At 60.0% G+C, this 22,242-nt stretch carries 22 protein-coding genes; 13 read left to right on the top strand and 9 right to left on the bottom strand.

Annotated elements, in window-relative coordinates; all coding sequences use genetic code 11:
* The first annotated feature begins 25 nt into the window (after window positions 1–25).
* Genes PAE61_RS14295 through PAE61_RS14280 form a run of 4 tightly spaced genes read left to right on the top strand, consistent with a single transcriptional unit; the run spans window position 26 to window position 3,713 of the window.
* Window positions 26–1,060, top strand: coding sequence for an ABC transporter permease (locus PAE61_RS14295; protein WP_271113048.1), 1,035 nt, complete (start codon window positions 26–28; stop codon window positions 1,058–1,060).
* Window positions 1,057–1,836, top strand: a complete 780-nt coding sequence (locus tag PAE61_RS14290; protein WP_271113047.1) for an ABC transporter ATP-binding protein — start codon at window positions 1,057–1,059, stop codon at window positions 1,834–1,836. Before PAE61_RS14295 ends, PAE61_RS14290 begins: the two co-directional genes overlap by 4 nt.
* A 4-nt stretch (window positions 1,837–1,840) precedes the next feature.
* Window positions 1,841–3,076 carry an MlaD family protein gene (locus tag PAE61_RS14285; RefSeq protein WP_271113046.1) on the top strand — a complete coding sequence of 412 codons (1,236 nt, stop codon included), beginning with the start codon at window positions 1,841–1,843 and terminating at the stop codon, window positions 3,074–3,076.
* Between the two features lie 7 nt (window positions 3,077–3,083).
* Window positions 3,084–3,713, top strand: a complete 630-nt coding sequence (locus PAE61_RS14280; protein WP_271113045.1) for an ABC-type transport auxiliary lipoprotein family protein — start codon at window positions 3,084–3,086, stop codon at window positions 3,711–3,713.
* Between the two features lie 83 nt (window positions 3,714–3,796).
* On the opposite strand, the gene PAE61_RS14275 is transcribed toward PAE61_RS14280, so the two are convergent.
* From PAE61_RS14275 to PAE61_RS14255, 5 genes are read right to left on the bottom strand one after another with little or no spacing between them, the layout of a single operon-like run.
* Window positions 3,797–4,732 carry a substrate-binding domain-containing protein gene (locus tag PAE61_RS14275; RefSeq protein ID WP_271113044.1) on the bottom strand — a complete coding sequence of 312 codons (936 nt, stop codon included), beginning with the start codon at window positions 4,730–4,732 and terminating at the stop codon, window positions 3,797–3,799.
* Window positions 4,733–4,756: 24 nt separating this feature from the next.
* Entirely contained in the window at window positions 4,757–5,758 is a 1,002-nt protein-coding gene (locus PAE61_RS14270) for an ABC transporter permease (protein WP_271113043.1), read from the bottom strand.
* Complete coding sequence (locus PAE61_RS14265; RefSeq protein WP_271113042.1) at window positions 5,755–7,260, bottom strand: sugar ABC transporter ATP-binding protein; 1,506 nt, start codon at window positions 7,258–7,260, stop codon at window positions 5,755–5,757. Before PAE61_RS14265 ends, PAE61_RS14270 begins: the two co-directional genes overlap by 4 nt.
* The gene (locus PAE61_RS14260) at window positions 7,257–8,402 is read right to left on the bottom strand and encodes a Gfo/Idh/MocA family protein (protein WP_271113041.1); all 1,146 of its coding nucleotides are present in this window, start codon (window positions 8,400–8,402) and stop codon (window positions 7,257–7,259) included. The genes PAE61_RS14265 and PAE61_RS14260 overlap by 4 nt, the downstream gene beginning before the upstream one ends.
* Window positions 8,399–9,463 (bottom strand): sugar phosphate isomerase/epimerase family protein, encoded by a 1,065-nt coding sequence (locus PAE61_RS14255; RefSeq protein WP_271113040.1) that lies wholly within the window; start codon window positions 9,461–9,463, stop codon window positions 8,399–8,401. Before PAE61_RS14255 ends, PAE61_RS14260 begins: the two co-directional genes overlap by 4 nt.
* A 120-nt stretch (window positions 9,464–9,583) precedes the next feature.
* Between PAE61_RS14255 and PAE61_RS14250 the strand changes: the two genes are divergently transcribed.
* The 3 genes from PAE61_RS14250 to PAE61_RS14240 all read left to right on the top strand — a co-directional run bounded on the left by PAE61_RS14250 (window position 9,584) and on the right by PAE61_RS14240 (window position 12,271).
* Window positions 9,584–10,600, top strand: a complete 1,017-nt coding sequence (locus PAE61_RS14250) for a LacI family DNA-binding transcriptional regulator (RefSeq protein WP_271113039.1) — start codon at window positions 9,584–9,586, stop codon at window positions 10,598–10,600.
* A 141-nt stretch (window positions 10,601–10,741) separates the two neighbouring features.
* The gene (locus PAE61_RS14245) at window positions 10,742–11,107 is read left to right on the top strand and encodes a DUF983 domain-containing protein (protein ID WP_271113038.1); all 366 of its coding nucleotides are present in this window, start codon (window positions 10,742–10,744) and stop codon (window positions 11,105–11,107) included.
* Between the two features lie 75 nt (window positions 11,108–11,182).
* Window positions 11,183–12,271, top strand: a complete 1,089-nt coding sequence (locus PAE61_RS14240; protein WP_271113037.1) for an alkene reductase — start codon at window positions 11,183–11,185, stop codon at window positions 12,269–12,271.
* Between the two features lie 81 nt (window positions 12,272–12,352).
* On the opposite strand, the gene nagA is transcribed toward PAE61_RS14240, so the two are convergent.
* From nagA to PAE61_RS14220, 4 genes are read right to left on the bottom strand one after another with little or no spacing between them, the layout of a single operon-like run.
* The gene (gene nagA, locus PAE61_RS14235; RefSeq protein WP_271113036.1) at window positions 12,353–13,495 is read right to left on the bottom strand and encodes an N-acetylglucosamine-6-phosphate deacetylase; all 1,143 of its coding nucleotides are present in this window, start codon (window positions 13,493–13,495) and stop codon (window positions 12,353–12,355) included.
* Window positions 13,495–14,520 (bottom strand): SIS domain-containing protein, encoded by a 1,026-nt coding sequence (locus PAE61_RS14230; RefSeq protein ID WP_271113035.1) that lies wholly within the window; start codon window positions 14,518–14,520, stop codon window positions 13,495–13,497. The genes nagA and PAE61_RS14230 overlap by 1 nt, the downstream gene beginning before the upstream one ends.
* On the bottom strand, window positions 14,517–15,287 hold the full coding sequence (locus PAE61_RS14225) for a GntR family transcriptional regulator (protein WP_271113034.1): 771 nt from the start codon (window positions 15,285–15,287) through the stop codon (window positions 14,517–14,519). The genes PAE61_RS14230 and PAE61_RS14225 overlap by 4 nt, the downstream gene beginning before the upstream one ends.
* Window positions 15,284–16,123: a glucosamine kinase nucleotide-binding domain-containing protein gene (locus PAE61_RS14220; protein WP_271113033.1), complete on the bottom strand. Its 840-nt coding sequence runs from the start codon at window positions 16,121–16,123 to the stop codon at window positions 15,284–15,286. The genes PAE61_RS14225 and PAE61_RS14220 overlap by 4 nt, the downstream gene beginning before the upstream one ends.
* Before the next feature lie 149 nt (window positions 16,124–16,272).
* On the opposite strand from PAE61_RS14220, the gene PAE61_RS14215 reads away from it, so the two are divergent.
* From PAE61_RS14215 to PAE61_RS14190, 6 genes are all read left to right on the top strand, one after another.
* Window positions 16,273–17,030 (top strand): IS5 family transposase gene (locus PAE61_RS14215; protein WP_271113032.1). Its coding sequence is split into 2 segments (ribosomal slippage): window positions 16,273–16,609 and window positions 16,609–17,030, totalling 759 coding nucleotides; the frame shifts between segments, so codons are not numbered across the junction.
* Between the two features lie 109 nt (window positions 17,031–17,139).
* Window positions 17,140–18,021, top strand: a complete 882-nt coding sequence (locus PAE61_RS14210; protein ID WP_271113031.1) for an N-acetylmuramic acid 6-phosphate etherase — start codon at window positions 17,140–17,142, stop codon at window positions 18,019–18,021.
* Window positions 18,022–18,076: 55 nt separating this feature from the next.
* Window positions 18,077–19,333, top strand: a complete 1,257-nt coding sequence (locus PAE61_RS14205) for an ABC transporter substrate-binding protein (protein ID WP_271113030.1) — start codon at window positions 18,077–18,079, stop codon at window positions 19,331–19,333.
* A gap of 116 nt (window positions 19,334–19,449) precedes the next feature.
* Window positions 19,450–20,370: a carbohydrate ABC transporter permease gene (locus PAE61_RS14200; RefSeq protein ID WP_271113029.1), complete on the top strand. Its 921-nt coding sequence runs from the start codon at window positions 19,450–19,452 to the stop codon at window positions 20,368–20,370.
* A 9-nt stretch (window positions 20,371–20,379) separates the two neighbouring features.
* On the top strand, window positions 20,380–21,219 hold the full coding sequence (locus PAE61_RS14195; RefSeq protein ID WP_271113028.1) for a carbohydrate ABC transporter permease: 840 nt from the start codon (window positions 20,380–20,382) through the stop codon (window positions 21,217–21,219).
* Window positions 21,216–22,238 (top strand): Gfo/Idh/MocA family protein, encoded by a 1,023-nt coding sequence (locus PAE61_RS14190; RefSeq protein WP_271113027.1) that lies wholly within the window; start codon window positions 21,216–21,218, stop codon window positions 22,236–22,238. Before PAE61_RS14195 ends, PAE61_RS14190 begins: the two co-directional genes overlap by 4 nt.
* Window positions 22,239–22,242: the final 4 nt, after the last annotated feature.

Genomic DNA, 22,242 nt, shown 5'->3' with positions numbered 1-22,242 from the left:
TCTGACGCAGTCGTTGGAAGCAGACATGCTGCGCCTTGGCGGGGCACTGACGGTCTGGACATTGCCCGAGCTTCCCGAAAACCGTCCCGGACGGATCGACCTTTCCGAAGTGACGCAGCTTGATACGGCAGGGGCGTGGTATCTGGCCCGCGCCCGGCAGGCCGGAACGGCGCTGCAGGGGCTGAGCGAAGGGCGCTCCGAACTGATCGGCATGGTCTCCGGCTCGCTTGGTGAAACAGAGGCAAACCAGCCAGCCCCGCCCCGCTGGCGCGAATTTCTGGATCGGACGGGCAGGCGGGTCGTCGGCTCTCTGAGTTTCGTGAAGGAGCTGGCCGAATATCTCGGGCGCTTCCTGAGTGCGCTTTTCCGCTGCGTGCTCCATCCCTCCGAGTTCCGCTTTACCTCGCTGATTCATCATTGTCAGGAAACGGGTCTGAGGGCAGTGCCGATTGTTTTCACCATCTCATTTCTGATCGGGGTGGTGCTGGCATTTCAGGGAGCAGCACAGTTGCGACAATTTGGCGCAGAGGTCTTCGTTGTCGATCTGATCGCCATTTCCATTCTTCGCGAACTCGGCATTCTGCTGACTGCGATTGTGGTTGCCGGGCGCACGGCATCGGCGCTGACCGCCTCTATCGGATCGATGAAGATGCGCGAGGAAATCGACGCGATGCGCACGCTCGGCATGGATCCCAATATGGTGCTGATCCTGCCCCGTGTACTGGCGCTTGTTTTGACGCTGCCGATCCTCGGGCTTTTATCGGATGTCGCCGGGCTGCTTGGCGGTGCCGTCATGTCATGGGTCTCGCTGGGGATTTCACCGGCGATGTTCCTTGCGCAGCTTAAGGAAACCAATGTTGATCATGCGATAGTGGGGCTGTCAAAGGCGCCGGTCTTCGCGATCATCATCGGGGTGATCGGCTGCCATGCGGGCATGAAGGTCGGCAAGGACGCTGAATCGCTTGGCCGGATGACCTCGACCGCCGTTGTGAACGCGATTTTTGCCGTCATTATCTCGGATGCGCTGTTCTCGGTCTTCTTCTCGGAGATCGGCCTGTGACCGCCGCGAATGTCATCGAGGTGCGCGGGCTGCGCAATCAGTTCGGGGATCATGTTGTCCATGACGGGCTGGATCTGGATGTGCGACGCGGTGAAATTCTCGGCGTGGTCGGCGGTTCCGGCACCGGGAAATCGGTTCTTCTGCGCAGTATTGTCGGGCTGATCCAGCCCCGCGCGGGCGTCGTACGCGTCTTCGGGCAGGAAATCGGCAAAATGAGCGCCAAGGATCGCGAAGCGGTCGAACGTCGCTGGGGCGTGATGTTTCAGGACGGAGCGCTGTTTTCCGCGCTGAATGTCCGCGAGAATGTCGAGGTGCCGCTTCGCGCCGTGCCGGGGCTTGCGGATGCGGACCGGCAGGCTCTGGCCCGGCTCAAGGTCGCGATGGCCGGGTTGCCGCCCAATGCGAATGGGAAATTCCCTTCGGATCTTTCAGGCGGGATGCGCAAGAGGGCAGGGCTTGCCCGTGCGCTTGCGCTCGATCCCGAGATCGTCTTTCTGGATGAGCCGACCGCAGGGCTGGACCCGATCGGCGCGGATGCTTTCGACCGGCTGATCGTCAGCCTGCGCGATGCCATGAATCTCTCGGTCTTTCTGGTGACGCATGATCTGGATACGCTGCACGCCTGTTGTGACCGGATCGCGGTTCTTGCCGAAAAGCGCGTGCTGACAACCGGAACGATGGCCGAAATGCTGGAGATCGACCATCCTTGGGTGCATGAATATTTTCATGGTCCGCGCGCCCGCGCCGCCATGACATCGGAAGATGAGGACGGGTAGGAAAATGGAAACCAAAGCGAATTACGTGTTGATCGGCACATTCACCGTTTTCGGGTTTCTGGGGATACTCGGTTTCCTGATGTGGTTCGCCAAGCTGGAGCTGAATCGCCAATTCGCGTATTATGACGTGTATTTTCCAGATGTTGCGGGTCTTTCTGTCTCGTCACAGGTGCTGTTCGCCGGTCTGAGCGTCGGGGAAGTGGTCGATATGACGCTCGTTCCCGACGGAGAGGATGCGGTGCGGATCCGGCTGGAAGTGGATGAAGATACCCCCGTCCGAACCGATTCGCTTGCATCGCTGGAAACCTCGGCGGTGACCGGTGTGTCGATTGTGGAAATCTCGTCCGGCAGCCGCGATGCACCGTTTCTGGCGGACAGTTCCGATGATCAGACCCCGGTGATCCGGACCGGCCGGTCGGCGCTGCAATCGCTGGAGCAGCAGGCACCGGAATTGCTGGGCCGTTTGAACCGGCTGGCGATGCAGCTTAATCAGTTGCTGGGGCCGGATAATCAGCAGCGCGTAGCGTCGATCCTGACAAATGTCGAAAGCGCATCGGGAAATCTGAACCGGACGATGGAAGATATTTCCGCCGCGACCGAGGCAATTGCCTCTGCCGCAAGTGATTTTGAAGGGTTCGGCAGCCAGCTCAAGACATTGGGCGATACTGCCGGAACCACGCTGACACGTTTCTCGGATGCTGCAAGCGAGGCGGAGATCGCGCTTGCGACGGTTAATTCCTATGTCACCGACGATCTGACTCCGCTGACGACAACCCTGCGCGAAACCGCACTGGTCGCGAAGACCGACCTTGCCGCGTTAGGAGAGCGTGCTCAGGGCAGTCTGGACAAGTTCGACACGGCCGCCGAAAGCGCGACACGGACTTTCGATGCAGTGACCGGCGTGGTCGATGAGGTCGGACCGGTTTTCAGCGATCTGCGCGTTACATTGGGCGGAATGAACGAGGCCATGTCCGGGCTGCCGGAAGCACTGCCCCGGATCATCGCCAGTGTCAGCAATGCCGGCGATTCCGCTGCGGCTGCGTTCGAATCCCTGCGTGTCATGCTGGACAGTTCCCGCCAGCCGGTGCAGGTTTTCACCCGAGAGAGCCTGCCGCAGTTCTCCCGCCTGTCGACCGAGTTGCGGAGCCTGGTTTCGAATGCGGATCAGTTTATTTCCGCGCTGAGACGTAATCCCGCCCAGCTTCTGCAGGGACAACCGACACCCGAGTTCCGCCGTTGAGGTCATGATGCTTAGATCTGTTCTGCTGATGATTTGCCTGACCGTCGCCCTGCCGGGCTGCGCTGCCTTGTCCGCGTTGCAGGGTGAGCCCAACCGGGACGTTTTCGAATTACGGTCTCCGCCCGCCGGGATCGGGGCATGCCGCAGCAGCGGTGTCGCCGAGCTGGTGATCGAACTGCCCAAGACGCGCGGCACGCTGGACAGCGAACGCATCATGATCCGCCCCTCCGATCTGCAGACCCAGTATCTGCCGGATGCGATCTGGGGCGATACCGTTCCCGTAACCCTGCAGCGCCTGCTTGTCGAAACGCTTGGGAATTACGGTGCCTTCACGCATGTGGGGCGGGCGCCTTTGGGGATTTCGGGTGATTATGCGCTGCTCAGCGAGATCAGGCATTTCAATGCCCAGACGACTGAAAACGGTGCGCTGATCCGGCTGGATGTCGTGGCGGATCTGGTCCGAGAAATGGACGCCACGGTCGTTTCGCGGGGCCGGTTCAGCGCCACGACTGAAGCGGCAGGCACACGCACACGCGACCTGATCCCGGCATTCGATCTTGCTGCGCAACAGCTTGTGGCAGAGATGGCCGAATGGGCGCTGCGCGGAGTAGGCGTCGATCCGAATGGCTGCAACTGAGCGGTAGCGGGTTCAGCCTTTCGCCGTGATCAATGCGGCTCTGTGCGCGAAAATAAATGTCGCGCACAGGAGAGATCATCAGATCAGTAGGGGCTGTCTTCGAAGTAGAAATCTTCGGCGTTTTCCTGCGTGATCAGCTCGGAGGTGATGATGAATTCGCCGGTCATCGGAGCAGCGCCTGTCACGCCGACGGCCGTCATCTCGATTGCGGTCGATATCATGGAGGGAGGATAGGTGACGTTCACCGGCACCGTCTCATCGCCGTTGCGGATGCGGTCGACCATTTCCTTCATGCCCGCGCCGCCGACCACGATCATTTCGCCTTCGCGGCCTGCCTGTTCGATGGCGGCAAGCGCTCCGACGGCCTGATCGTCATCCGCAGCCCAGACAGCGTCGATTTCCGAGAAGCGGGACAGGTAGTCCTGCATCAACGTAAAGGCGTTGTCGCGGTTCCAGTTGGCGTGATCCATCGCCAGAACCTCGATATTCGACCCTTCCAGAGCGGCGTTGAAGCCGTCTACACGCTCATTATCGACCGTCGAGGGGATGCCGCGCATCACCACGATCTTCGCGCCGTCATCCAGCGTTTCGGCGAAATACTCTGCGGCGGTGCGGCCGAAGCTTTCATTGTCACCCGCGACATAGAGATCCTCGATCCCCTCCTGAGCCAGCCCGCGATCGACCACTGTCACCCAGGTGCCGCTTTCCGCGATACGCTGGATCGGCCCGGTCAGAGGCTCGGACTCGAAGGGCAGCACGACAAGCGCGTCGATACCACGCGTTGCGACCATGTCTTCCAGATCGGAAACCTGGGTTGCCGGATCGGATGTCGTGGTCAGAACGAAATCCATGTCGGGATAGGTTTCTTCCAGCCGCTCTACCGTGCGCTCGGCGTGATAGTTGAGCGCACCGGCCCAGCCATGCGTCGCGGCAGGGATCGACACGCCTATGGTCTGCGCGGCGGCAGGTACGGTGAAAGATGCGATCAACGCGGTTGTGGAAATCAGTGCAGTCTTCATGGTCTTCCTCCCTTATGAGTGAGTTCAGCGGGCAGGGCCCGTATTGCGTTGCAGGACCACCGCCAGAATGATGACGACGCCCTGAATGGCTCCGTTGAGATAGGGACTCACGAAATCGGTCAGGTTCAGGATATTGCCGATCAGGCTGAGGATCAGCACACCGACAACGGTGCCCCAGACCCGGCCAAATCCGCCTTTCAGAAGCGTACCGCCAATGATCACAGAGGCGATGGCCTCCAGCTCCCAGAGAAGCCCTGTCGCAGATGATGCCGATCCGAGGCGCGGCACATACATCACCACAGCCAGCCCGACCAGAAGCCCGAGAAGCGCATAGGTTATCAGCCGCACCCGCAGCACCGCGACCGATGAATAGCGTGCGACTTTCTCATTCGACCCGATGGCGGCGCAGTGGCGTCCGAATGCGGTATGCCGCATGGCGATTTCGCCAATGATCGCGACAAGCGCAAAAACGATGATCGGCCAGCTTATCCCTGCGATTCCGCCATAATAAAGCGGGCGATAAAGCTCTCCCATTTCATAACCCAGAGACAATGTTCCGCCATCCGCCAGCCAGGTAATCAGCGAGCGATAGATGCCCATCGTGCCAAGCGTGACGATAAAAGCCTCGATCCCGGCGCGGGTGATCAGCAGACCGTTGATCATCCCTGCGGCGAATCCCACAAAAAGCGCTATGGCAATGCCGATCAGTACGACGGGAAGCGTCACGCCCATACGCTCGGTCAGGGCATTCATCGCGAGGATCATCACACCTGCGACAAAAGCCGCCATTGAGCCGACCGACAGATCCAGCCCGCCAGCGGTGATGACGAAGGTCATGCCGACTGCAATGATGCCGATAAAGGCCGACCGTGCGAGCACGTTGGTCACATTTGCATAGCTGAGGAAGTTGTCGCTCAGCGAGATACCGATAAGCACAAGTGCGATCAGCGCCACGACGGGTCCGATCGTCTGAAGGTCGATCCGCATGCGCCGACCACCGGGTTTCTTCGCGGTTGCCTCGCTCATGCTGCGTTATCCTTGTGCTGTGCGTCCATGCCCATTGCGAGCTTCACAATGCGCTGCTCGTTAACGTCTTTGCCGCGAGCCTCGCCGGTCACCTGACCCGCATGCATCACCACCACCCGGTCGGCGAGGCCGATCAGTTCGGGCATTTCCGAGGAAATCACGATGATGCTGCGGCCTTCTTTGGCAAGCTTTGCGATCAGTTGATAGATCTGCTGCTTGGTTCCGATATCGATACCGCGTGTGGGTTCGTCGATAATGACGATTTCGGGGTTGCTCAGCAGGGTTTTTGCCAGCAGCAGCTTTTGCTGATTGCCGCCCGAAAGATCTCCGACAGCCATGCTGCGGTCAGGGGCGCGGATTGCGAAGTCGTCAATGGCCTTGGTCAGCGCCTGTTCTTCCTTCTTGCGGCTGATCAGCGGATTGCCGAATTCCGACAAAAGCGGCAGGGTCAGGTTTTCGCGAAGCGATTTTTCCAGCAGCAGACCGGCGCCCTTGCGGTCCTCGGTCAGGTAAACAAGCCCGGCCTTCACGGCGGCGGTGATATCTCCCGAAGGAAGCGTCTTGCCCTTCAGCTTCACCGTCCCGCTGCGCGGACGAAGCCCGGCAATCGCCTCGGCCAGTTCTGTCCGGCCCGAGCCGACAAGGCCGCCAATTCCCAGAACCTCGCCATGATGAAGCGTCAGGCTGACATTTTCGACCATGCCGGGGACCGAGACGTCACGAACCTCAAGGATGATCTCATTATCGCCGGTCGCCTTGGGCGGGAACAGGTCTGACAGTTCTCTGCCGACCATTGCCGTGGCCATGTCATGTTCGGAAAATTCTTCCACCAGACCGGATGTCACCATCGTTCCATCGCGCAGAACAGTCACGCGGTCGGCGATGCGTTTCACCTCTCCCAGCTTATGCGAAGTGTACAGGATCGCGACGCCCTGTTCGCGCAGCCGTTCGATCTGTTCGAAAAGAATCTCTGTTTCCCGCTCGGTCAGCACGGCGGTCGGCTCGTCCATGATCAGAACCCGCGCATCCCGTGAGAGTGCTTTGGCAATTTCCACCATCTGCTTGTCGGGAACCGAGATGCGACCGACCCGTGCTGAAAGATCGACGCGGCTATTCAGCCGCGACAGCAGCTCGGCCGAGCGCTGTCTCATCGCAGCGTGGTCCAGCCGCCAGCCTTTTTTCAACTCACGACCAAGGAAAATATTCTGATCCACAGACAGATGTTCGGCGAGATTGAATTCCTGATGGATCATGATGATCCCCAGATCCTCCGCCTCGTCGGAATGCGAAAACTCTATCGGTTTGCCGTCGAAGATAACGCGACCGCCTGTCTGAGACAGATAGCCCGCAAGAATCTTCATCGTCGTGGATTTGCCCGCCCCGTTTTCGCCGATCAGGGCATGAACCTCGCCAGGACGTAAGGCGAAATCGACGCCATGCAGTACCTCGATGAGACCGAAGGACTTGGTTACGTCTTCAAGGCTGAGGATCGGCTGGTTCATGGCATGACCTTCACCCATGCCGTGTCCGACTCATTCGAGCGGACACAGGCGTCGATGAAGTAGAGACCCTCAAGACCGTCTTGTAAACCGGGGACCAGCATGGGTTCCGGTAAGGTTTCGCCTGCCTGATGTGCCCGGATCGCGGCAGCGGCTTCCGTGTAGATATTGGCGAAGCCTTCCAGATAACCCTCGGGATGGCCCGGCGGCACCCGGCTGGCTGCCATGACGCTTTCCGGTGTCCCCGGCCCGCCCCGGCGCAGCTTTCTGGTCGGCTCGCCGAATGGCGTGAACCAGAGCGTTTCCGGCGCCTCATGCGCCCATTCCAGGCCGCCCTTGTCGCCGTAAACGCGCAGTTTCAGCCCGTTCTCCGTGCCCGGCGCGACCTGCGAACACCAGATCGAGCCTTTCGCGCCCTCGGCATAGCGCAGAAGGATATTCGCATTATCATCCAGCTTTCGTCCGGGAACAAAGGCGGTCAGATCGGCGGCCAGTTTTTCCGGGATCATGCCGGTTACGAAGCGGGCAAGCTGAAACGCATGTGTGCCGATATCGCCAATCGCGCCACCCGCACCGGCTTTGGACGGATCGCCGCGCCATTCGGCCTGTTTCGAGTCGCTGGCCTCGGTCAGCCAGTCCTGCGCATATTCGGCCTGCACCAGCCGTATCGTTCCCAGATCGCCTCGCGCCACCATTTCCCGCGCCAGACGGATCTGAGGATAGCCCGAATAATTATGGGTCAGGAAAAACAGCGCATCCGAAGATTTTATCGTCTCGGCCAGATCCTGCGCTTCTTCCAGAGTGGCGGTCATCGGCTTGTCGCAGATGACGTGAATGCCCTGCGCAAGAAATGCCTTTGCGACCGGAGCATGCAGGAAGTTCGGTGTGCAGATTGAGACAGCGTCGATACCGTCCTCGCGTGCAGCCTCTTGCTGCGCCATTTTTTCGTAATCGTCATAGGCGCGGTCCTGCGCGATCCCCAACTCGGCGGCGCTTTGCTGCGCCTTTTCCGGGGTCGAGGAAAGTGCACCTGCGACAAGCACATATTCGCCGTCGATCCGGGAGGCGATGCGGTGCACATTGCCGATCATCGCTCCGGCACCGCCGCCGACCATCCCTAGCCTTAAAGGTTTATGCGTGTTCATTTGCGCTCTCCAAGTCCCAACATGCGTAGATTGGCGTCCTGATCGACGCCGGAATCCGCGAAATCGTCAAAAACTCGATCCGTGACCGGGATAATGTGATCACGAACGAATTGAGCCCCTTCACGTGCGCCGTCCTCTGGGTGCTTCATCGCGCATTCCCATTCGACGACGGCCCAACCATCGAAATCCATCGCGGTCAGTTTCGAAAAAATCGCCTTGAAATCGACCTGCCCGTCGCCGGGGCTGCGGAACCGCCCGGCGCGGTCGATCCATGACTGATAGCCGCCATACGCACCTTGCCGCCCTGTCGGATTGAACTCGGCATCCTTGACGTGGAACATCCCGATGCGGTCCGCATAAATGTCCAGATTTTCCAGATAATCGAGCTGCTGAAGCAGGTAATGAGAGGGGTCGTAAAGCATCTTCGCCCGGGGATGCTCGTCCACGCGGTCGAGGAACATTTCGAAGGTCACGCCGTCATGCAGATCTTCGCCGGGGTGGATCTCGAAGCAGATATCCACCCCTTTCGCATCGGCGTGGTCCAGTATCGGCCGCCAGCGTTTCGCAAGCTCATCAAAAGCGGCTTCCACCAGCCCGGCGGGCCGCTGCGGCCAAGGGTAGAAATAGGGCCATGCCAGAGCGCCGGAAAACGCCGCCATGCGATCCAGACCAAGCAGGGCCGAGGCGTCGATGGTATTCTTGACCTGCTCCACCGCCCATTGCTGACGCGCTGCCGGATTGCCGCGCAATTCCTGTGGTGCGAAGCCGTCAAACGCCTCATCGAATGCAGGGTGGACGGCCACAAGCTGGCCTTGAAGATGCGCGGAAAGCTCGGTGATCTGGATTCCGCTTTCCGCCGCACGGCCTTTCAGATCGTCTGCATAGTCGCGGGACGTAGCTGCCTGATCCAGATCTATCAGAGACTTCGTGCCGGACGGGACCTGAACACCTTCATACCCGCAACCGGCAGCCCAGGCGGTGATCGAATCGAAATTGTCGAACGGTGCCGTGTCGCCCGCAAACTGTGCGAGAAACAGCCCCGGCCCTTTGATCGTCTTCATGCTCCCCCCAACGGAAAGACGTCATGCAATCGGTTACATATGAGGTGACACAGGATGAAATGGTTTACAACTGTTATCTTTTGTCTAAGCTCGAATTTCCAATGAGCACGTAAGAACACTGTGAAAGATCAATCCCGGGCACCACGAATCCACGATGTCGCCAGACTTGCAGGCGTTTCCTCCGCCACGGTCAGCCGGGCGCTGTCGAAACCGGATATGGTGTCCGAGGCAACCCGGCAGGCGGTCGCAGAAGCGGTACGGGAAACCGGCTATATCGTGAATGTAACGGCCCGCAATCTGCGCCAGCAACAGGTCGGCGGTGTTCTGGCACTGGTTCCCAATCTGGCGAATCCCTTCTTCTCGGAGATACTTTCGGGGATAGCGTCCACCCTGCGTGCGCGGGGCCTGAATCTTCTGGTGCTCGATACACGCGCTGCGAATGATGGCGCACCGGCGGCGACGATGGCGTCATATCTGAACCGTGCACGTTGCGACGGGGTGATTGTCATGGATGGTGCCGTGCCGGCAGAGATGCTGTCGGCGCCCTCTTGTCCTCCGGTTGTGCAGGTCTGCGAATGGACCAGAGGGCTGAACGCGCCCCGTATTCTGGCCGATAATGCCGGCGGCGCATGCGAGGCCGCGCGTCACCTGACAGAGTTGGGGCATCGCAGGATTCTGCATTTGCGTGGACCTTCGGGAAACACGCTGACGACCTCACGGCAAAGCGGGTTTGTCGAGGGTGTGAACAGGGCTGGAATTGACATTGACCGGGATGTGACCCGCATCGACGGGGATTTTAGCCTTCGCTCGGGGTTTGAGACCGCTGCCCGCCTTGCCAGGATGCAGCCCCGGCCAAGTGCGGTGTTCTGTGACAATGATGAAATGGCAATTGGCCTGATTCATGGCCTGCATCAGCTTGGATTGCGTGTGCCGGACGATATCTCGGTGGTTGGTTTCGACAATATCGAGATGGCACGCTACAGCCTGCCTCCGCTGACTACGATCCGACAATGGCGTACAACTCTTGGGCGGAGGGCGGCTGAGACTCTGCTGGCCTCGATCGAAGGGGAAACGGTCGAGGATGTCGTGATATTGCCGGTAGAGCTTATTCTTCGTGACAGCACGGCAAGCGTCTAGCGGATTGGATGCAGGCTGCGGCGGAAGGTCGCGGGAAAGGCTCTGCCCAATTTCGGGAAGGTTCTGTAGCAAGGCTTGATGGCCTTCATGTACTGCAAACGAAGCGTTGTGTCCTGCTCTGGGAATGGGAATTATGTGACAATGACCGAGGTACGTGACAGCCGCACCGCCATTCGCCGGGGAGTTTCCTGCCGCTGTCCGAATTGCGGCGAAGGTCGGATTTTTCAGGGCTATCTGAAGGTTGTTGAGAGCTGTGCGCATTGCGGTGCGCCTTTGGCAAAATATCCGGCGGCGGACGGTCCTGCCTTTTTCACGATGACGTTCGTCATGCTTCTGCTGATTCCGGTCATCGGCTTCGGCTGGGTCCTGTTCGAGCCCGATCCGCTGACATTTCTGATCGTCCTGACTGTGCTGATGACGGCGCTGACTCTGGTGCTGCTGCGGCTCTGCAAGGGCGCTTTCATCGGGTATCTCTGGGCCAAGAATGAGCGCGACCGGGGCGCATAGCGATTTTCGCCATGTTTGGGGTTGATGTGGGTGATCACAGCCTACAAGTCAGGACTCCAAGCATAAGGTGCAGACATGTCCAACGCTCTTCTCTTCGAACCTTACCAATTGGGTGACCTCACCCTGTCCAATCGTGTCGTAATGGCGCCGCTGACGCGGAACCGGGCGGCGGACGGGCTGGTTCCGGGGCCGAATGCGGCCGAATATTATGCGCAGCGGGCTTCTGCCGGGCTGATCATTGCCGAGGCGACTCAGGTGTCAGAGCAGGCGCAGGGCTATCAGGACACGCCCGGCATCTATTCCGACGCGCAGGTCGCCGGATGGCGCAAGGTGACGGACGCCGTTCATGAGAAAGGCGGAAAAATCTTTGTGCAGCTTTGGCATACCGGGCGGATCTCTCATGTTTCGGTGCAGCCGGGCAATCGCGCTCCGGTGGCGCCTTCTGCGGTTGCCGCCGATGCCAAGACCTTCGTTGACGGCGGGTTTCAGCAGGTCTCAGAGCCCCGCGCCCTGGAACTGAGCGAAATTCCGGATGTGATCGACAGTTTCCGTAGTGCCGCCGCGAATGCGATCAGGGCCGGGTTCGATGGGGTCGAGATTCACGCGGCGAATGGCTATCTGATCGACCAGTTCAGCAAGGATGGGGCCAATAAGCGGGATGATGATTATGGCGGTTCCATCCAGAACCGTGCACGCTTCCTGCTTGAGGTGATGCAGGCTGTGATCGGTGAGATCGGTCCCAACCGGACCGGGATCCGCATTTCGCCGGTTACTCCGGCGAATGGTATCAGCGACAGCGATCCGCAAAAGCTTTTCGACTATATCGTCGCCGAGCTGGACAAGCTTTCGCCCGTCTATCTTCATGTCATCGAAGGTGCGACGGGCGGTCCGCGCGATGTCGCGCCGTTTGATTATGCCGCGCTGCGCAAGCTTTTCCGCAGCACCTATATCGCGAATAACGGTTATGACCGCGAACTGGCCGATAAGGCTCTGGCTGACGGAGCGGCGGATCTGATCTCATTCGGTGCGCCCTATGTGGCGAATCCGGATCTTGTCGCGCGGCTTGAGGCAGGGGCAGCTTTGGCTGTGCCTGATCGCGACACGCTTTATGGTGGTGGGGCGAAGGGATACACGGATTATCCGACCATGTCCGGGACGGTCTGAGTTCCGGCGTGATAGGGCGGCGGCCGGATATCTTGGCCGCCGCCGTCTGAAAATACAGCGCCGCGGGGCGCTGCATCGGGTTCAGTCCAGAGGCCTCTGCCACTCACCATCCGCCCAGATGCCGCGCAGGGTGAAGCTGTCATCCAGCAGCACCAGATCGGCCGATCTTTTCGGGGCAAGGCGTCCGAACCGATGATCCAGCCCGATGGCGCGGGCAGGTTCAACTGTGGCCATCGCAAGGGCACGTTCGGGGGCAATGCCGACATCCCCGACAAGCGTTGCAATGGCGCGGTCCATGCGAAGATCCGCTCCGGCAAGGGTGCCGTCTGCCAGCGTCAACCGCCCCTTTTCGCGGCGGACAGGTCGGCCGTTCAGGGTCATTTCTGACAGAGTCGTTCCGGCAAATGCCATGCAATCCGTCACAAGGAAGATGCCGTCCGTGCGAGCGGCGAGTGCCGCTTTCATGGCCGCCGGATGCACATGGATGCCATCGGCGATCAGCCCGGCATTTGGCTCGGTTCTGGACAGGACCGCTCCGGTCAGGCCCGGGCTGCGATGTCCCATCTGGCTCATTGCGTTGAACAGATGCGTAGCGCAGCTTGCCCCTGCGTCGAAAGCGGCGCAGGCGGCGTCATAGTCGCAGTCGCTATGCCCAAGGCTGATAATCGCGCCAGCACCCGAGAGGGTCGCAATCTGCTGAGGCGTAACCGCTTCCGGGGCAAGCGTCACCATCAGGATCGGAAGGGTGCGGGCCGCGTCGCACAGCCGCGCAAGATCGGCCTCTTCCATCGGTCTGACAAGCGCCGGATCATGCGCACCCTTGCGGCGGGGATCCAGATGCGGACCCTCCAGATGCAACCCAAGGAATCCCGGCACGCCGCTTTCTGCTGCTGCGATACCGGCCTCGATCACCTTTGCCGTCGCGTCCGCTGTATCCGTGATCAGCGTTGGCAGGATGCCCGCGCAGCCAAGGTTGCGATGTGTCTCGCAGATATGGCGCAGAGCAGCCAGATCGGTAGAGCAGTCCACCATTTTCCCGCCGCCGCCATTGACCTGAAGATCAAGAAAGGCCGGCGCGATGATACCGTCGCAACTATGGGTGGGTTCACCGGCCTGACCGCGTGGAAGAATGGCGCTGATGAAACCATCCTCGATCACCAGCACATGATCGTCGATAAACTCGGCACCGTCGAAAATGCGTGCACCGGAAAGAATATGCTGCATCAGACGGTTTCCGTGACCTTGCGAAGATGCGGTGGCGTGTCGGGGTCGAAGCCACGACGCCGGGCAAGCCCTTCGACACAGGCATAGAAGCTTGCAATCTGGACCAGAGGCGCAATAAGCGGGTGCAGCCCGTCGACCGAGGGCAGCCGGGTGGTGCCGGGAACATCGGCACCTGTCAGGAAGACATCCGCGCCCTGCTCGGCCAGGCGCGTCGCTGTTGCGACGACCTGAGTCAGCGCCGCGTCCTCGACGCCAAGGACCAGAACCGGGAAATTCGCCTGAACGATTGCGGCGGGTCCGTGCAGAACCTCGGCGGCGCTGTATGCCTCGGCATGCATCCCGGAGGTTTCCTTCAGCTTCAGTGCTGATTCGTTGGCGATGGCATTGCCCGGTCCGCGTCCCAGCACATAGGCGGAACTTGCCCGCGCCAGCCGGTCCGAAAGCGGCGACCAGTCCATTGAAATGGCCTGCGCGAAGGCATCGGGCAGGGCTGCGACGGCGGCGCGAAGCTCATCATCCTGCCGCCACTCGGCTAGCAGAGCCAGCCCGGCAACGACCGAGTTGACGAAGGTTTTCGTGGCGGCGACGCTTTGCTCGACGCCCGCTTCCAGCGGCAGGCAGTGGCCTGCGGCCTCGGCCATCGGGCTGTCGGCATGGTTGGTGATGGCGACTGACAGAGCGCCTCCTTGTCCTGCGGCGCCGATCATGTCCACAATGTCCGGGCTGCGACCGGATTGCGAGATGCCGATACATGCGCCGCGATCCATCCGCAGCGGACGCTTGTAGATCGAGGCGATAGACGGCCCGATTGAAGCGACGGGGATGCCCGAATGCAACTCTATCGCATATTTCAGATAGGTTGCCGCGTGGTCCGAAGAACCACGAGCGACGGTTGCGAAAACCATCGGGTCCCGCTCGCGCAGGGCTTTTGCGGCGTGACTGACCACGTCGCGCGTGTTCTCCAGAAAGCGCGAGGCGGTTTGCGGAATTTCGGCCACTTCTCGGGCCATGTGGCTTTGGGTCATTCGCTTGTCCTTTCGGCCTTCGGGGCCAGTTTCAGTTCGACGGCGAAATCATAGGCATCGCCACGATAAACTGATCTTGTGAATTCGACGACCTGCCCGGACGGCAGGTATGAAACACGCTCGATCCGCAGCCCTGCCACGCCGAGCGGCACTTTCAGCAAGGCGGCGTCTTTCGCTTCCAGATTAACTGCTGAGATTCGCTGAACGGCGCGGATGGGCCGCGATTTGCGGGTTTCCAGCATGGAATACAGGCTGCCATCGACATTTTCGGGGTCCGGAAGGATTGAGGCGGGCAGCGACGCGCGTTCTATCGCAAGTGGTGTCCCGTCAGAGCTTCGCACTCTTTCCAGCCGGGCAACGCGGTCATTTGCGCCCAGACCGAGGGCCATCACCTCTTCCGGGGCAGGGGCGTGCAGGCCGCGGGCCAGCCAGTGACTTTCGACCTGGCGTCCGCGCCGCTGCATATCTTCGGTAAACGAGGTCAGCAGGGAAAGCGCCTGCTCCATCCGCTCGATTCTGGCGGCGACGAAGGTGCCCGAGCCACGTTTCTGCACAAGCTGGCCAGAGCTGACCAGAGCTTCGACACCCTTGCGCACGGTCACGCGGGACAATCCGGTCATGGTGGCGATTTCACGCTCCGGAGGCAGGCTGTCGCCGGGTTTCAACTGACCTGATTCGATGGCGCTGGCGATGCGGCGATGCAGTTGCACGTAAAGCGGGCCGCCCTTGGTATCGGTGAAGGCGGCGGGCGAGAACAACTCTGTCATGATGAAGCGCCCATCTGGATGGCCATGTCCAGAGCGCCGTCAACGGCACTGCCTTTTGAGCTTCGAAGCGGCCACGGCCCGTCAAGACGCTCGGCATAATACGGCCCAAGCCCGCCGGTGAACACCACCGGAAGATTGTCGTCCTGCTGAAGCGTTTGCAGGGCGTGGCGCACCTGTTCGACGGCATTTTCGAAGATCTCGCGGGCGGCAGGATCGTCCGAGTTGACGATACGCGGGGCCAGAGCCCCGAAATCGGCAGGCCGCGCGGTATTTCCGAACTCGATAATGCCCTCAATCCCGCCAAGCTGTGCCGAGATCTGTTTCAGAAGCGGCGTCATCGGGACGAATCCGTCTTCAGCCATCAGGGTTCGCGACAGCAACTCCCGGCCCATGACCGCGCCGCTTGCATGGTCTCCCAGCAAGAAGCCGCGCCCGCCGCTTTGCCGGATCTGGTTGCCGCGCTGAACGGCATAGACCGAGCCGGTTCCGATCGCGGCAAGTATCCCGTCATCGCTTCCAAGCGCACCCCGCGCCGCTATGACGCCATCATTTACGATCTGGGTCCGGCCGAAGGGCAGAAGCTCGGCAAGTCGTCTTGTCGCGCCGCTCATCGTTCCACCGGCCAGACCAAGCGTCGCAATCAGATCCTGCGGGCTTGCCTCAACGTTTTCCAAACTCTGCATCGTCGCGGCGATAATGCTGGTCGCCGCCGCGTCAACGCTGGTGTTGATATTGGCGGGGCCGCCCGTGCCGCGGCCCAGAATGCGCCCTTCTGCATCGGCCAATGCGGCACGACATCCGGTGCCGCCGCCATCGATTCCCAAGAAAAATACCATTTGCATCTCCTCTCGATACCAATACCAAAGCAATACCAAAAGAAAAGGGGAAAATTTTGTCTAGACGTATATATTAATAATCATTAGGCTCCAGACCCATTGATTTCGGGCTGTTTGCGTGATTCAGGCTCTGCAAGGAGACCTGATTTATGAGCAACCTTTTCTGGCTGACTGACGCGCAGATGGAGCGTCTGAAACCCTATTTCCCGAAATCCCACGGCAAGCCACGCGTTGACGACCGGCGTGTGCTGAGCGGCATAATATTCATCAATCGTAATGGCTTGCGATGGTGCGACGCGCCGACGGACTACGGCCCCGCCAAGACGCTCGACAACCGCTGGAAGCGCTGGAGCGAGAACGGGACCTTCGCCCGGATCATGGTGGGCCTCGCCGCCGAGAGCGCCGAACACAATACGATCATGATCGACGCGACCTATCTGAAAGCGCATCGCACGGCCTCGAGCCTGCGGATCAAAAAAGGGGGCGCGGGCGCCAGATCGGGCGAACGAAAGGCGGCATGAACACGAAACTGCACGCCGTCACCGACGCGAAGGGCCGCCCGATAGGGTTCTTCATGTCCGCCGGACAAGTCAGTGATTACACCGGGGCAGCGGCACTTCTGAACAGCCTGCCGGAGGCGGATTGGCTGCTGGCCGATCGGGGCTATGATGCCGACTGGTTCAGAGATGCCTTGAAAAACAAGGGGATAAAGGTTTGCATCCCGGGTCGGAAGTCGCGCAAGAAACCCGTCAAATACGACAAGCGGCGATACAAACGCCGCAACCGCATCGAAATCATGTTCGGCCGACTCAAGGATTGGAGGCGCGTCGCCACCCGATACGACCGTTGCCCCGAGACCTTCTTCTCTGCAATCCTGCTCGCCGCGACCGTCATCTTCTGGTTATGATCAAGAACGAGTCCTGAGCCTAGGAAAATCCCCGAAAATCGAATCGCTCGATAAAAAGGGTTTGCAATTGGTATTGCTTTGGCATTATTTTCTGGAAGGGGAGAATCGGATGAACGCTCGCAGCACCGAAGCCAGACATTCAGCATCGACCGGATTGCACGCAAATGCGTCCGGTGAGGTGCTGGCGCTTGCGCTCGATTCTCAGATCAACGCGCTGAACGCGCTGCGGCCCGCTTTTCCTGCAATTGAAAAAGCTGCCGAAGCGGGGGCTGCCGCGCTTCGGAGCGGTCATAAGATGGCCTATGCAGGCGCGGGAAGTTCGGGCCTGATGGCGATGGCCGATTGCCTTGAGCTTTCGGGAACATTCGGTGTACCGGTTGACCGGACGCCGATGCTGTTCGCGGGCGGCGCCGAGGCATTGCTGCATATGCGCGGCAGTGTCGAAGATGATCCAGTGCTGGCGCAGGACGATGTCGAACGCGCCGGTCTGGGAGAGGGCGATGTCCTGCTGACCGTATCGGCTTCGGGGTCGACGCCATATGCTCTGGCCGCGGCCGAAGCAGCGCAGGCTGCGGGGGCCGTCGTGGTCGGAATCGCGAATGTGCCTGACACATTGCTGCTGGCGACCGCCGATATTCCCGTGCTGATCGATACCGGAGCAGAGATCATTGCCGGGTCCACCCGGCTGGGTGCGGCGACTGCGCAGAAAGCGGCGCTGAACCTTCTGTCCGTCATGGTCGGCATCAAGCTGGGCCATGTTCATGACGGACATATGGTCAATCTTGTCGCGGATAACGCGAAACTTGTCGCCCGTGCGGCCCGGATCGTCGGAGAACTTGCACAGGTGCCGCCTCCGGTGGCCGAGGCTGCGCTGCTGGCAACGAAAGGCGCTGTCAAATCCGCGATTCTGGTTGCGCGTGGCATGGCCCCGGATGAAGCTTCGGCGGCGCTGGAGAGGACGGAGGGGCATCTTGCCCCGCTACTCGACTGATATAAAAGAGGAAGTCCATTATGGGCCGATACGGCCCGGATACAGGGAGAGGGAAATGAAAAAATCCATCAAGCTGGCATGTCTTGCCACGACGATTCTGGGTGGCGCTGCTGCCGCGCAGGACGTCACACTGACCATCGAAAGCTGGCGGAACGATGACCTGACCATCTGGCAGGACATTATCATACCGGCTTTCGAGGCAGCCAATCCGGGCATCAGGATCCAGTTCTCGCCCACCGCACCGGCGGAATATAACGCGATCCTGAATTCCAAGTTGGATGCAGGTTCCGCTGGCGATCTGATCACTTGCCGCCCGTTCGATGCTTCGCTTGAACTGTTCTCGCAGGGTCAGATCGCTGACCTGACCGATCTGCCGGTCATGGCGAATTTCTCGGATGTCGCGAAATCCGCATGGCAGACCGACGACGGAAGTGCGACATTCTGTGTACCGATGGCCTCAGTGATCCACGGCTTCCTGTATAACAAGACCGCGTTCGAGGAGCTCGGGCTGGAAGCTCCGACGACAGTCGACGAATTCTACGCGGTGCTCGACGCGCTCAAGGAAGATGGCACTTATATCCCGATGGCAATGGGAACGGCGGATCAGTGGGAAGCCGCGACGATGGGCTATCAGAATATCGGGCCGACTTACTGGAAAGGCGAGGAGGGCCGCAAGGCGCTTATCGACGGCAGCCAGAAGCTGACCGATGAACAATGGGTCGAGCCGTTCCGCCAGCTTGTCCGCTGGACCGATTATCTGGGCGACGGTTATGAGGCGCAGACCTATCCGGACAGTCAGAACCTGTTCACGCTTGGCCGTGCGGCGATCTATCCGACCGGGTCCTGGGAAATCGGCGTCTTTACGCCGCAGATTGAGGGCGCGTTCGAGATGGGAGCCTTCCCGCCGCCTGTCGCTGCCGAGGGCGATACATGCTATATCAGCGATCACACCGATATCGGGATGGGCATGAATGCCGCGACCGAGCACCCGGAAGAGGCGCGGACCTTCCTTGAATGGGTCGGTTCTCCCGAATTTGCCGCACTTTATGCGAATGCGCTGCCCGGCTTCTTCTCGATGAACGCGACTCCGGTCGAGATGGAGGACCCGCTGGCGACCGAATTCGTAAGCTGGCGCGAGAATTGCGAAGAAACGATCCGGTCCACCTATCAGATCCTGTCGCGTGGTACGCCGAATCTGGAAACCGAGACCTGGAATGCCAGTGCGAATGTGATGACCAAATCAGAGACGCCCGAGGAAGTGGCGGCGCGTCTGCAGGAAGGTCTCGCTTCGTGGTACGAGCCGCAGCAATAGAAACCGTCCGGGCGTCTGATGCCCGATGACGACACAGGGGAGGGGGCTTTCCGCCCCCGCCCGGCCTGACGGCCGGACCCCCCGAGGATATTTGAGCCAGGATGAAAGGAAGTCTAATGGCGCAGCGAAGAGCATTTCGCTGGCATATCGCGGTGTTTCTGGCACCTGCGGTGCTGGTCTATACGGCGATCATGATCATTCCGCTGATCGGGACGCTGAATCTGTCCTTGTTCGGTCTGACCGAGGCGGGAGAGCGGGTTTTCGTCGGAATACAGAATTTCGCGACCCTGTTCGGGGACCCGCGTTGGTCGGAATCTTTCTGGAACGCTCTGGCCAATAATGGCTGGTTCTTTCTGGTTCATATGCTGGTTCAGAACCCAATCGGGATCATGCTGGCGGCGCTGCTGTCTTCGCCGAGGCTGCGAATGGCGGCGTTTTACCGCACCGCGATCTTCATTCCGACAATCTTGTCTTTCGTGATCGTAGGCTTTGTCTGGAAGCTGATCCTGTCGCCGATCTGGGGGATTGCGCCGGGGATGCTTGATGCGGTGGGGCTGAAGGCTCTGTTCGCGCCCTGGCTGGGGAAAGAGGAATATGCGCTGACCACCTTGGCGCTGGTATCCGTCTGGCAGTTCGTCGGCATCCCGATGATGCTGATCTATGCAGCACTTCTGTCGATCCCGGATGAGGTGATCGAGGCGTCCGAGATGGACGGCATTACTGGCTGGTCGCAATTCTGGAAGATCAAGCTACCGCTGATCCTGCCGTCTATCGGGATCATTTCGATCCTGACCTTTGTCGGGAATTTCAACGCGTTCGACCTGATCTATGTCAGTCAGGGGGCGTTGGCGGGGCCGAATTTCTCGACCGATATTCTGGGGACATTCCTGTACCGGACCTTCTTCGGCTTCCAGTTGCAGCTTGGCGATCCCCATATGGGCGCTGCGATTGCGACGGCGATGTTCGGGATCATTCTGGTTGGTGTCTGTCTCTATCTGTTCGGTATTCAGACGCGGCTGCGCCGCTATCAGTTCTGAGGTGATGACATGAATTCTGCACGTCAGTCAGTCGCCCGCAGCGTCGCGGCGCATGGGATCCTGATCCTTTATACGATTATCGCGCTGTTCCCGGTCTTCGTGATCGTGGTCAACAGCTTCAAGTCGCGCCGGGCGATCTTCAATGATCCGCTGGCTTTGCCGAATGCCGAGACATTCGATCTGGTCGGCTATCAGACGGTCCTGCAACAGGGGGATTTTTTTCAGTACTTCCTGAACTCGATGACCGTCACGGTCGGCAGCCTGTTCTTCGTACTGCTGTTCGGCGCAATGGCGGCGTTTGCGCTGGCGGAGTACCGGTTCAAGGGCAATATGCTCATGGGGCTGTATCTGGCGCTTGGGATCATGATCCCGATCCGTCTGGGGACGGTCGCCATTCTGCAGCTGATGGTTGCGACCGGTCTGGTCAATACGCTGACCGCTCTCATTCTGGTCTATACCGCGCAGGGTTTGCCGCTGGCGGTGTTCATCCTGTCCGAGTTTATGCGGGGCGTTTCCGACGACCTGAAGAATGCCGGGCGAATTGACGGGTTGTCGGAATACAAGATCTTCTTTCGTCTGGTGCTGCCTTTGGTCCGACCGGCGATGGCGACGGTGGCGGTGTTCACCATGATTCCGATCTGGAACGATCTGTGGTTCCCGCTGATCCTTGCTCCGTCCGAGGAGACCAAGACCATCACTCTGGGCAGTCAGGTCTTTATCGGGCAGTTCGTGACCAACTGGAATGCGGTTCTGGCGGCCCTTGGTCTGGCGATCGTGCCGGTGCTGGTGCTGTATCTGATCTTCTCGCGTCAGCTGATCCGCGGCATCACTGCGGGGGCGGTCAAATGATCCGGGTTCTTGTCGCCGGTCTGGGGAATATGGGCGTCAGCCACGCCCTCGCCTACCATGCCAACCCGGATTTTGAGATCGTGGGGCTGGTAAATCGCAGCATGCCGGATCTGCCGGAGGAACTGCGTGGCTATCCTCTGGACCATGATTTCGCCCTGGCGCTTAACAGGACGAAGCCGGATCTGGTCTGTGTCGCGACCTATTCCGACAGCCATGCCGATTATGCGATTGCCGCGATGAAGGCGGGTGCGCATGTCTTTGTCGAAAAGCCTCTGGCCATGACGGTTGCCGATGCGCAGCGTGTGGTGGAGTGTGCGCAGGCGACCGGGCGCAAGCTGGCGGTCGGCTATATCCTGCGTCACCATCCAAGCTGGCAGCGCCTGATCGCCGAGGCGCGGGATCTGGGCGGGCCCTATGTGTTCCGGCTGAACCTCAATCAGCAAAGCAGCGGGCCGACATGGCAGGTGCATAAGGCGCTGATGCAGACCACCTCTCCGATTGTGGATTGCGGTGTGCATTATGTCGATGTGATGTGCCAGATCACCGATGCCGCCCCGGTTGAGGTGCGCGGCATGGGGCTGCGCCTGTCGGATGATGTGCCGGAAGGCATGTATAATTACGGCCATTTTCAGGTGCTGTTCGATGATGGCTCGGTCGGTTGGTATGAGGCCGGCTGGGGTCCGATGATGTCGGATACCGCTTTTTTCGTGAAGGATGTGGTCAGCCCGAACGGCGCGGTCTCTATCCGGATGCCGGAAGATGCACGCTCGGACGACATCGATACCCACACAAAGACCTCGACACTCCGCATCCATCGTGTCGGGCAGGGCGATGAGGATCTGAGCATGGCGGATGAGCCTGGGCATCAGCAACTCTGCGACCGCGAGCAGGCTTTTATGGCCCGTGCGATCCGCGAAGATCTCGACCTGTCCCGCCACATGACTGATGCCGTGCGTTCGCTGGCCGTCTGCCTTGCCGCAGATGAAAGCGTCCGCAGCGGCGCACCCGTAAAACTCTGAAGGA

It is taken from the genome of Paracoccus aerodenitrificans (assembly GCF_027913215.1).
Lineage (GTDB): Bacteria > Pseudomonadota > Alphaproteobacteria > Rhodobacterales > Rhodobacteraceae > Paracoccus > Paracoccus aerodenitrificans.
The sequence above is the reverse complement of the archived record's forward strand: the minus strand, read 5'-3'. Positions and strand labels throughout refer to the sequence as shown.